Source organism: Stenotrophomonas sp. TWI1183 (assembly GCF_039673115.1).
GTDB classification, from domain to species: Bacteria; Pseudomonadota; Gammaproteobacteria; order Xanthomonadales; family Xanthomonadaceae; genus Stenotrophomonas; species Stenotrophomonas maltophilia_AA.
Genome location: NZ_JBDJKZ010000029.1, coordinates 21149 through 32082 on the forward strand (window position 1 = coordinate 21149; position 10934 = coordinate 32082).

General features: G+C 67.5%; 8 protein-coding genes. 4 read left to right on the plus strand and 4 right to left on the minus strand.

The window, feature by feature from the left end:
• The first annotated feature begins 4 nt into the window (after positions 1–4).
• Together ABE434_RS18295 and ABE434_RS18300 are read left to right on the plus strand one after the other, a co-directional pair.
• On the plus strand, positions 5–697 hold the full coding sequence (locus tag ABE434_RS18295) for a DUF2058 family protein (RefSeq protein ID WP_346479816.1): 693 nt from the start codon (positions 5–7) through the stop codon (positions 695–697).
• A 67-nt stretch (positions 698–764) separates the two neighbouring features.
• Positions 765–2849: an acyltransferase family protein gene (locus tag ABE434_RS18300; protein WP_346479817.1), complete on the plus strand. Its 2085-nt coding sequence runs from the start codon at positions 765–767 to the stop codon at positions 2847–2849.
• 25 nt (positions 2850–2874) lie between these two features.
• Here the strand turns inward: ABE434_RS18300 and ABE434_RS18305 are convergent, their stop codons facing one another.
• The 4 genes from ABE434_RS18305 to ABE434_RS18320 all read right to left on the minus strand — a co-directional run bounded on the left by ABE434_RS18305 (position 2875) and on the right by ABE434_RS18320 (position 9025).
• Positions 2875–4080, minus strand: coding sequence for an MFS transporter (locus tag ABE434_RS18305; RefSeq protein WP_176989506.1), 1206 nt, complete (start codon positions 4078–4080; stop codon positions 2875–2877).
• Positions 4081–4225: 145 nt separating this feature from the next.
• Positions 4226–6910, minus strand: coding sequence for a methionine synthase (gene metH / locus ABE434_RS18310; protein ID WP_346479818.1), 2685 nt, complete (start codon positions 6908–6910; stop codon positions 4226–4228).
• 69 nt (positions 6911–6979) lie between these two features.
• On the minus strand, positions 6980–8086 hold the full coding sequence (locus ABE434_RS18315) for a homocysteine S-methyltransferase family protein (protein ID WP_346479819.1): 1107 nt from the start codon (positions 8084–8086) through the stop codon (positions 6980–6982).
• 9 nt (positions 8087–8095) lie between these two features.
• Positions 8096–9025, minus strand: coding sequence for a metalloregulator ArsR/SmtB family transcription factor (locus ABE434_RS18320; protein ID WP_121037902.1), 930 nt, complete (start codon positions 9023–9025; stop codon positions 8096–8098).
• Between the two features lie 147 nt (positions 9026–9172).
• On the opposite strand from ABE434_RS18320, the gene ABE434_RS18325 reads away from it, so the two are divergent.
• Entirely contained in the window at positions 9173–10321 is a 1149-nt protein-coding gene (locus tag ABE434_RS18325) for an acyl-CoA dehydrogenase family protein (protein WP_179458555.1), read from the plus strand.
• A 167-nt stretch (positions 10322–10488) separates the two neighbouring features.
• A complete protein-coding gene (locus ABE434_RS18330) occupies positions 10489–10782 on the plus strand; it encodes a hypothetical protein (protein ID WP_179458556.1) in 294 nt (97 codons plus the stop codon).
• Positions 10783–10934 lie beyond the last annotated feature (152 nt).

Genomic DNA, 10934 nt, shown 5'->3' on the forward strand with positions numbered 1-10934 from the left:
CGTCATGAGCGATACTCTCCGCGACCAGCTGCTGGGCCTTGGCTTCAAAGCCGCGCCCAAACCCGAACGAACCAACGACCGCAAGCCGGATCGTCGACCCGATGCGCGCCGCGATGGCCGCCCGGCCGGCAAGCCGCAGGGCGCACGCCCGGCCGGCAAGCCCGGCGAGGGCCAGCGTCCCGCCCGCGACGGCGACCGCCGCCCGCAGGGCAAGGGCCGTCCTGCCGGCGCCCGTCCGCCGCAGGGCGCGCCCGGCAAGCCGCGCTCGCGCGAGGACATCGACCTCGCCAAGGCGTATGCGATCCGTGCGCAGAAGGAAAAAGACGACCGCATCGAGGCCGAGCGCCTGAAGCAGGAAGAGGCGCGCCTGCGTCGCGAAGCCAAGGCCAAGCTGGAGGTCCTGCTGGAAGGCAAGTCCCTCAACGCCGAAGCGGCCGACATCGCGCGCCATTTCCCGTATGGCGGCAAGATCAAGCGGATCTACGTGACGGCCGACCAGCTCAAGGCACTCAATGCCGGCGAGCTCGGCGTACTGCAGCAGAACGGCCGCTACGTGCTGGTGACTGCTGCGGTACTGGCCGAGGCCGAAGCGGTGTTCGCCCCCTCGGTGGCGCTGAAGGTGGACCCGAACGCGCCGGCTGGCGAGGATCCGTATGCCGATCCGCAGTACCAGGTGCCGGACGACCTGGTCTGGTAAGCGAGCGACACCTTGGTTGAACGCACTGGGCGCCGTCAGGCGCCCAGTGCATGTCAGGAGCAGGGCCATGCAGGAACGCAGTCCCGGGTACTTCCCGCATATCGATGGCCTGCGTGCCATCGCGGTACTGGCGGTCATCCTCTATCACCTCAAGGCCAGCTGGCTGCCCGGCGGCTTCACCGGTGTGGACGTGTTCTTCGTCATCTCCGGCTTCGTGGTCAGCGCGTCGGTGGATCGACTGCCGGCGGTGGGCGGCTGGGCCGGGCTGGCGCGCTTCTACGCGCGCCGCATGCGCCGCATCGCCCCGGCACTGGTGGTGTGCCTGCTGGTAACGGCGATGCTCAGCGCGTTGCTGATTCCCGAATCCTGGCTCAGCGAGACCAGCGACAAGACCGGGCGCATGGCGTTCGTGGGCTTGAGCAACTGGGTGCTGGCCAGCACCGGCAATGACTACTTCTCGCCGCGCACCGAGTTCAATCCGTACACGCACACCTGGTCGCTGGGGGTGGAGGAACAGTTCTACCTGCTGTTCCCGCTGTTGTTCCTGGCCTGGGCCAAAGGTCCGCGCGGGCGCTGGCTGTCGCTGGGGCTGTTCGGCGTGGCCACCGTGGCATCGCTGGGGTATGCGGTGTTTCGGGCGCGGCAGGGCGGCCATGAGATCGATGCGTTCTACCTGACCACCACGCGATTCTGGCAGCTTGGCGCCGGCGTGCTGCTGTTCCAGCTGTTGTCGTTGAGCGGCCGGTTCACGCCGCCACCGGTGCTGTCGCGTGGCTTCAGCTGGCGCTCGCCGCTGCTGTTGCTGAGCCTGCTGGCGCTGGGCTACGGGCTCTGGTCGGCACGCCCGGGCCATTCGCCGTGGATCGACGGCCTCTGGCCGGTGCTGGGTACGCTGGGGCTGCTGGGTCTTCTGCAGCGCTCGGCGGGCGGCTGGATCGCCCGCGCGCTGGGGACCACGCCGATGGTGACGGTGGGTCGGCTGTCCTACTCGTTATACCTGTGGCACTGGCCGGTCTTCGTACTGTTCCGCTGGACCGTGGGCCTGGAGACGCTGGCCACCGGCGCCGCGGCGCTGCTGTGCGTGGCGCTGCTGTCCTGGCTGTCGTGGCGCTGGGTGGAGCAGCCGCTGCGACACGGCGCGCGCTGGCGCGTCAGCAACGCGCGCTGGGTCACGGTCGGGCTGGGCGTGCTGGTGCTCGGGGCCGGGCTGCAGTCGGCGCTGGTCAAGACCCAGCAGTACACCTCGCTCAGCGTGGTCAGCCGCGCCCCGCTGGACTGGTATCCGTATGCCAAGGGGCTGAAGAAGGAAATTCCCGATTGCCGCGTGCGGGTCGGCAATGTGCCGGTGGCCGGCGGGCAGGCGCGCCTGTACGAGCGCGGGGAGTGCCAAGGACGCACCGCATCCGCCCGCCAACTGTTTGTTGCCGGTGATTCGCACGCGCTGGCTTACCACGAGATGCTGCAGCGCCTGGCCGTGCTCGACGGTGCGCCGATCCGACTGTACGGCAGCGGCGGCTGCGCGCTGGTCGGGCTGCGTGACTGGCAGGGGCCCAATCCGGCCTGCGAGGCCTATGCGCGCAATGTGCTGGACGATATCCAGGCGCGTGCGCAGCCAGGTGATGTGGTGCTGTTGGCAGGGCTGCGGCTGCCGCGGCTGTCCGAACAGTACGCCTTGTTCGATGTCGCACAGGTGCGTGCCGAACATCTCAGCGAAACCGCCGATGCAGGCCGCAACGCCGAAATCGCGCACCGGATCGCGCAGCTCAGACCGCTGGCCGAACGTGGCGTGCGCATCGTGCTGGAAGCGCCCAAACCGGTGCTGCCGGCGCCTCCGTACCGCTGCTCGGATGTGTTCAACCGGCACAACCCGATCTGCGCCCACGGCATGACCATCGCGCGCAGCGAGATCGAGCAGTTGCGTGCGCCGGTGCTGGCCGGCCTGCAGCAGGTGGCTGCCGGTCTGCCCGGTGCGTCGATCTGGGATCCGATGCCGTTGCTGTGCCCCGGTGCGCAGTGCCTGCCGACCCGCGACGGCAGACCGCTGTTCTTCGATGGCGATCATCTCAGCGGCTACGGCAATCGTCTGCTGCTGCCGGATTTCCAGGCGCATCTGCGCCGCTTGGAGGCGACGGCGCCAGCCGCCGCGCCGTGAGTCGCCAGCCACGCATGGCGTGGCGCTACACGGCTGCGCGTTTCCGGCGGCCGGCCCGCAGCAGCGGCAGGCTGATCGCGAAGAAGCACAGCAGGGCGCCGGCCAACGCGAATCCGCTGCCGGCCAGGAACGCCGTGCGGCCCTGATCGATGGGCCACAGCTGACCGGCAATCAACGCGCCGAGCACGCCGCCCACGCCGGACGAGAACCCGTACAGCAGGCCCTGGCCATGGCCGTTGAGCCGGCCGGGGAAGTAGGTCGCCAGCATCTGCATCGCGGCGGCGAAGAAGGCCGCGAAGCCCAGTGCGTGCGCGGTCTGGGCGATCAGCATCACGGGCAGGTTCTCCGGGAACAGCGCGGTGACCGCCCAGCGCACGGTGGAACTGAGCAGCGCGATCAGCAGCATCCAGCTCGCGTCATAACGGCGGAAGAAGCGGCCGATGGTGAAGAACACGCCCACTTCGAAGACCACCCCGATCGTCCACAACACGCCCAGCGTGGAGGTCGCGTAGCCGTGGTGATCCATGTAGACCGAGAAAAAGGTGTAGTAGGGGCCGAACGACAGCTGCTCCATGAACGCGGCCAGGAAGAACGCCAGCACCTGTGGCTTGCGCACGATCTGCCAGAAGCCGCTCGCGTCGCCGTCGCTGCGCTGCAGGTTGCGCGCGTAGCGGTTGGCAAAGCCCGAGGCGGTGAGCAGGCCGAACAGCGGCAGCATCAGCCAGGGCAGCAGGTGCGCGTTGCCGGCGCCGCCGTCGCCTTCGATGATCCAGCCGAACAGCATCACCACGGCGATGAAGCCCAGCGAGCCCCACACCCGGATCAGCCCGTAACGGTGGCTGTCACTGCCCAGGTGGGTCAGCGTGATCGATTCGAACTGCGGCATCACCGCGTTGTAGAAGAAGCAGAACGTGATCATCGCCGGATACAGCCACGGTTGCGGCAACGGCAGCAGGAAGGCGCAGAACGTCAGCAGGGTCAGCACGCAGCCCAGCCGCAGCCAGAAGATCGGGCGCGGCGAGGCGGCGGCGAGGGAGGTCCAGGTGGTGGGCGCGACGATGCGGGTGGCGTACCAGAGGCCCATCATCACGCTGATCGCAGTGACGCTCATCCCGCGCGAGGTCAGGAACAGCGACCAGTACGGGGTGAACGCGCCGAGGGCGGCGTAGTAGAAGAGGTAGAACGAGGACAGGCGGACGGCCGGAACGGCGTCGCGGGGGAGGGCGGTCATGCGGGGTCTCGAAGGGCGCGCACCCACCAACAGCGGGTGCCTACCCAGGCATTATGCCGTCAGCACCCGACCGTGGGTCGGGCAAACGAACGACACCGGCAATCCATCACGTCGGTAGCACCCGACCGTTGGTCGGGTGGCACGCTCATTCCGGATCGTAATCCAGGTTCGAGGCCAGCCAGCGCTCGGCCTGCACACGGTCCACGCCCTTGCGCTTGGCATAGTCGACCACCTGCTCGCGGGTGACCCGGCCGACCACGAAATACTGGCTCTGCGGATGGCTGAAGTAGTAGCCCGACACCGCTGCGGTGGGCAGCATCGCGAAGCTCTCGGTCAGCTGCATGTCCGCGTTGCGCTCGGCATCCAGCAAGCGGAACAGCGTGGCTTTCTCGCTGTGCTCCGGACAGGCCGGATACCCGGGGGCAGGTCGGATGCCGGCGTACTTTTCGGCGATCAGCGATTCGTTGTCCAGCTGCTCGTCCGGCTGGTAGCCCCAGTAATCCATGCGTACATGCTGGTGCAGGCGCTCGGCCAGCGCTTCGGCCAAGCGGTCGGCCAGCGCCTTGAGCAGGATCGCGTTGTAATCGTCGTGGTCGGCCTCGAAGCGGGCCACGTGCGGGTCGATGCCGATGCCGGCGGTCACCGCGAACGCGCCGATCCAGTCCTGCCTGCCGCTGTCGGCCGGCGCGATGAAATCGGCGAGGCAGAAATCCGGGCGTTCGACCGGCTTGTCCACCTGCTGGCGCAGGAAGTGCAGCACGGCCGGGCCGCTGTCGGTGCGCAGGTGGACGTCATCGCCGACGCTGTTGGCCGGCCACAGGCCGAACACGGCCTTGGCGGTCAGCCACTTTTCCGCGACGATCTGGCTGAGCATCGCGCGGGCGTCCTTGTACAGGTCGGTCGCCTGGGGCCCGACGATCTCATCGGTGAGGATCGCCGGATACTTGCCGGCCAGTTCCCAGGCCTGGAAGAACGGCGTCCAGTCGATCACCTCGACCAGGTCGGCCAGCGGGTAATCGTAGAGCACATGCAGCCCCGGCTTGCGCGGCACCGGCGGTGTGTAGGTGGCCCAGTCGCCCACGAACCGCTGGGCGCGCGCCTTGGCGAGGGTCACCAGTCGCTTGGCGTCGCCACGGTTGCGGTGGCGCTGGCGGATGTCGGCGTAGTCGGCCTCGTTGGCGGCCACGAAGGCATCGCGCAGCTCGCGCGAGATCAACGACTGTGCCACGCCGACCGCGCGCGAGGCATCCTTCACCCACACCGTGGGCGCCTTGTAGTGCGGGTCGATCTTCAGCGCGGTGTGCGCGCGCGAGGTGGTCGCGCCGCCGATCATCAACGGCATCGTGAAGCCCTGCCGCTCCATCTCGCGGGCGACGTGGCTCATCTCTTCCAGCGACGGTGTGATCAGGCCCGACAGGCCGATGATGTCGGCGTTCTCGGCGCGCGCGGCATCCAGGATCTTCTGTGCGGGCACCATCACGCCCAGGTCGATCACATCGAAGTTGTTGCAGGCCAGGACCACGCCGACGATGTTCTTGCCGATGTCGTGCACGTCACCCTTGACCGTGGCCATGATGATCTTGCCGTTGCTCTTGGCGGTGTCGCCGCTGCGGGCCTTTTCCGCCTCGATGTACGGCAGCAGATAGGCCACCGCCTTCTTCATCACGCGCGCGGATTTGACCACCTGCGGCAGGAACATCTTGCCGGCGCCAAACAGGTCGCCGACGATGTTCATGCCGTCCATCAGCGGGCCTTCGATGACATCCAGCGGACGCGTCGAGCGCGCACGCGCTTCTTCGGTGTCCTGCTCGACCCATGCGTCCATGCCGTGCACCAGCGCATGCGCGAGGCGATCATTGACCGGCTTCTCGCGCCAGGCGAGGTCTTCGCCGCGCACTTCGCCCTTCTTGCCCTTGTAGCGCTCGGCGATCTCGAGCAGGCGCTCGGTACCGTCGCTGCGGCGGTTGAGGATCACGTCCTCCACGCGCTCGCGCAGCTCGGCGTCCAGATCGTCGTAGATCGGCATCGCACCGGCGTTGACGATGCCCATGTCCATGCCCGCGCCGATGGCATGGAACAGGAACACCGAGTGGATCGCCTGGCGAACTGTTTCGTTGCCGCGGAACGAGAACGACACGTTGGAGACACCGCCGGAGACATGGCAGTGCGGCAGGGTGCGCTTGATGATGCGGGTGGCTTCGATGAAGTCGACCGCGTAGTTGTCGTGCTCTTCGATGCCGGTGGCGACGGCGAAGATGTTCGGATCGAAGATGATGTCCTGCGGCGGGAAGCCGACCTGCTCGGTCAGGATCCGGTAGGCGCGGGTGCAGATCTCCACCTTGCGCGCGCAGGTATCGGCCTGGCCATCCTCGTCGAAGGCCATGACCACCGCAGCGGCGCCGTAACGCAGCACCTTGCGCGCCTGTTCGATGAACTGCGCTTCGCCTTCCTTGAGCGAAATCGAATTGACCACGCTCTTGCCCTGCAGGCATTTCAGCCCGGCCTCGATCACGCTCCACTTGGAGGAGTCGACCATCACCGGAATGCGCGCGATGTCCGGCTCGGACATGATCAGGTTGAGGTAGCGCGTCATCGCCTTTTCGGAATCGATCAGGCCCTCGTCCATGTTGACGTCGAGGATCTGCGCACCGTTGGCGACCTGCTGGCGCGCCACTTCCACCGCCTCTTCGTAGCGCTCTTCCTTCACCAGCTTGCGGAACTGCGCGCTGCCGGTGACATTGGTGCGCTCACCGATGTTGACGAACAGCAGGTCCGGAGTGATGACCAGCGGCTCGAGACCGGACAGGCGGGTGTAGCGGGAAGACGTCATGGGCAGGCGGGCACGGGCTGGCGGAGGAGGGTCAACGACAACGACGACGGGAGCGTGGGGCGGACGCGGTCATGCCGCGTCTTCCAGCGGGGGTGCCGGCAGGCGGCGGGGCGGCAGATCGGCGACCGCCTCGGCGATCGCGCGGATGTGCGCCGGGGTGGTGCCGCAGCAGCCGCCCACCAGGTTGAGCAGGCCGGCACTGGCGAATTCGCGCAGCGTGGTGGCCATTTCTTCCGGGGTTTCGTCGTACTCGCCGAAGGCATTGGGCAGGCCCGCGTTCGGGTGCGCGCTGACCAGGCACTCGGCCACGGTGGACAAGGTCTCCACGTGCGGCCGCATGTCGCTGGCACCGAGCGCGCAGTTCAGACCGATCGACAGTGGTCGGCCGTGCGCGACCGAGGCGTAGAACGCTTCGGCCGTCTGTCCGGACAGGGTGCGCCCGGAGGCATCGGTGATCGTGCCGGAGATCATCACCGGCAGGCGCCCGCCGCGGGCATCGAACACCTCTTCGATGGCGAACAGCGCGGCCTTGGCGTTGAGCGTATCGAAGATGGTTTCCACCATCAGGGTGTCGGCGCCGCCGTCGATCAGGCCGTCGATGGCTTCGCGGTAGGTCTCGCGCAGGGCATCGAAACTGGTGTTGCGGAAACCGGGATCGTTCACGTCCGGGCTGATCGAAGCGGTGCGGCTGGTCGGGCCGAGCACGCCGATCACGAAGCGCGGCTTGCCCGGCGTGGTCGCCGCGACCGCATCGCAGCAGGCGCGCGCCACCGCGGCGCCGGCTTTGTTGAGCTCGTAGACCAGGTGTTCAAGGTGATAGTCGGCCTGGCTGACCGAGGTCGCGTTGAAGGTGTTGGTCTCGACCAGATCGGCACCGGCTTCCAGGTACGCGGTGTGGATGCCGCCAATCACTTCCGGCCGGGTCAACAGCAGCAGGTCATTGTTGCCCTTGAGATCGTGCCCCTGCGGCGTCTCACCGGGCGCGGCATGGTCGCAGCCGGGCCCGTGCTGGTGGTCGTAGCCGTCGGCGAAGCGCTCGCCGCGGTAGTCGTCCTCTTCCAGGCCATGCCGCTGGATCATCGTGCCCATGGCCCCGTCGATGATCAGGATGCGCTGGGCCAGCGCCGTTTCCAGCGCGTGCACGCGGTCGGGGTGGAGCCAGGGCAGGGATGACATGGGCAGACCTCAGGGCTTGCTGGCGATCAGCGAGATGACTTCGAAATGCGGCGGGCGCTTCTCGCGGGTCACGGTTTCCAGGCTGGAGACGACCAGACCGGCCTTCTCCACGAACTTGCGCAGTTCCTTGTCGCTGAAACCGAGGTTGACGTGGCCATAGGCATCCACGGCCGCACGATGCTCGTGCCGGGCCAGGCTGCACAGCAGCAGGCGACCGCCCGGGCGCAGCACGCGCGCGCCTTCGGCAACGGCCTGGGCCGGTTTGGCCGCGTAGGTCAGCGCATGCATCAGCACCACCAGGTCGAAGCTCTGGTCGGGGAACGGCAGGGCATGCATGTCGCCTTCGCGCACTTCCACGTTGGCCAGCCGGCGCAGGCGCTCGCTGGCGGCGGCGACCACGCGCGCGCTGGTGTCGATGCAGATGTAGCGCTTGGCGTGCGGCGCCACAAGCTCGGCCAGCACGCCGTCACCGGAGGCGATGTCGAGCACGTCGCCGGTTTCCAGCAGCGGCAGCGCAGTGCGTGCCAGCGCTTCCCAGGTGCGGCCGGGGGAGTAGTGGCGTTCCATGTCGCCGGCGACGCTGTCGGCCCAGTTCTGGTCGGCGGCCCGGCTGGCCATCACGGCGGCCACGCGTTCAGCGTCCTGGCGCAGCAGCGGGTCGTCGCTGCCGGTGCTCAGGGCATGCCACAATGCGCGCTGCGCCGGGTCCAGCGCCGCGTCATCGAAGCGGTAATAGGCCGAGACGCCCGAGCGACGGTCGCGGACCAGGCCGGCCTCCTTGAGCCGGGCCAGATGGGTGGACACCCGCGGCTGGGCCAGCGTGGTGATGGCCGACAGCTCGGCCACGGTGAGTTCTTCCTGTTCCAGCAGCGCCAGCAGGCGCACCCGGGTGGCGTCGGCGAACACTTTCAGCCGGACGGACCAGTCCTCGAGATCCATAAATATCTACCTATCGCGATATAGAGATATTTTCGTCCTTTGGCGGCTGTCCGGTCAAGTCAGGCGTGCCTCCCCGCCCCCCGGTACAATCGCCCGACCTGGCCGCGCTCTGCGCGGCCATATCACTAATGTCCCCGGGAGGGTGTTGTGGATTTCAGCTTTACCGAAGAGCAGTTGATGCTGCAGGACGTCGCGCGCCGTATCGCGCAGGAAAAGATCGCGCCCAGCGCCGAACACCATGACCGCACCGGCGAGTTCCCGCTGGAGAACATCCGCCTGCTGGGCGAGAACGGTCTGATGGGCATCGAAGTACCCGAAGCCTACGGCGGTGCGGGCATGGACCCGATCGCCTACGTCCTGGCGATGGTGGAGGTCGCCGCCGGAGACGCCGCGCATTCGACGATCATGTCGGTCAACAACTCGTTGTTCTGCAACGGCATCCTGACCCATGGCAGCGAAGCGCAGAAGCAGAAGTACGTGCGCGCCATTGCCGAGGGCGAAGCCATCGGCGCGTTCGCGCTGACCGAGCCGCAGTCCGGCTCGGATGCGACGGCGATGCGCTGCCGCGCGGTCAAGCAGGCCGACGGCACCTACGTCATCAACGGCAAGAAGAGCTGGATCACCTCCGGCCCGGTCGCCAAGTACATCGTGCTGTTTGCGATGACCGATCCGGACCAGGGCGCACGTGGCATCACCGCGTTCATGATCGACACCGACAACGCCGGCTTCCACCGCGGCAAGACCGAGCCGAAGCTGGGCATCCGTGCTTCGGCGACCTGCGAGATCGAGTTCCAGGATTACGTGGCCGCTGCCGATGACGTGGTCGGCAAGGAAGGCGAGGGCTTCAAGATCGCCATGGGCGTGCTCGATGCCGGCCGTATCGGTATCGCTTCGCAGGCGATCGGCATCGCGCGTGCCGCGTACGAAGCCACGATCGAATACGTGAAGGACCGCAAGGCCTTCGGTGCCGCGATCGGTACCTTCCAGATGACCCAGGCCAAGATCGCCGACATGAAGTGCAAGCTGGATGCAGCGCTGCTGCTGACGCTGCGTGCGGCATGGGTGAAGGGCCAGGGCAAGCGCTTCAGCAATGAAGCGGCGATCGCCAAGCTGACCGCTTCGGAAGCAGCGATGTGGATCACCCACCAGGCCGTGCAGATTCACGGCGGCATGGGCTATTCCAAGGAAATGCCGCTGGAGCGTTACTTCCGTGATGCCAAGATCACCGAGATCTACGAGGGCACCTCGGAAATCCAGCGGTTGGTGATCGCGCGCAACGAGACCGGATTGCGCTGAGGGAGCGCGGCCACGACCCACGGTCGTGGCCCGCCGGCGGAGGCTGTAGCGTGGGGGCCGCCCGCCGGGCAGGTGCCGACCGTTGGCCGGCCCGTCGGGTAGGTGCCGACCGTTGGTCGGCACGCGGGGTAGTGCAGAATGTGCGGTCCCGTTCTACAGGTCACCCCATGGTTATTTATCGAGGCGCAGGATTCCTGACCCTGCTCACCCCCATTGCCACCCTGCTGCTGTTGATGTGGCTGTGGCCCGACCCTGCTGTTGCCAAAGGCAATACCTCGCTGGCGCAGCTGTTGATCGGCTTCGGCATCGGCGCAGCGATCAATGTCGTGCTGGGCATGGTGCTCAACCGCGGCCCGCGCGCGGAGGGCGAGCCTGCCCGCCATCATTTCTTCTACCTGCCGATGCAGTGGCCGTCGCTGGCGATCGTGGTCGCCTGTGCAGCGGTGGCGCTGCTGCGCTGAGACGTTGGTAGTGCGCTGAGACCGTGTGGTAATGCGCTGAGACCGTGTGGTAATGCGCTGAGACCGTGTGGTAGTGGGGGGCCGGGGGCGGGGAACCAGGGGGGGGAGCCCGGGGGGGGATCGGGGGGGGCCGGCACCGGGCGGCCCCACCA

Excerpts from the sequence above, each read along its gene's own strand:
- ABE434_RS18305 (WP_176989506.1), bottom strand. The coding sequence starts at position 4,080 with ATGACCGCCCTCCCCCGCGACGCCGTTCCGGCCGTCCGCCTGTCCTCG.
- ABE434_RS18315 (WP_346479819.1), bottom strand. The coding sequence starts at position 8,086 with ATGTCATCCCTGCCCTGGCTCCACCCCGACCGCGTGCACGCGCTGGAA.
- ABE434_RS18330 (WP_179458556.1), top strand. The coding sequence starts at position 10,489 with ATGGTTATTTATCGAGGCGCAGGATTCCTGACCCTGCTCACCCCCATT.
- ABE434_RS18300 (WP_346479817.1), top strand. The coding sequence starts at position 765 with ATGCAGGAACGCAGTCCCGGGTACTTCCCGCATATCGATGGCCTGCGT.
- ABE434_RS18295 (WP_346479816.1), top strand. The coding sequence starts at position 5 with ATGAGCGATACTCTCCGCGACCAGCTGCTGGGCCTTGGCTTCAAAGCC.
- metH (WP_346479818.1), bottom strand. The coding sequence starts at position 6,910 with ATGACGTCTTCCCGCTACACCCGCCTGTCCGGTCTCGAGCCGCTGGTC.
- ABE434_RS18320 (WP_121037902.1), bottom strand. The coding sequence starts at position 9,025 with ATGGATCTCGAGGACTGGTCCGTCCGGCTGAAAGTGTTCGCCGACGCC.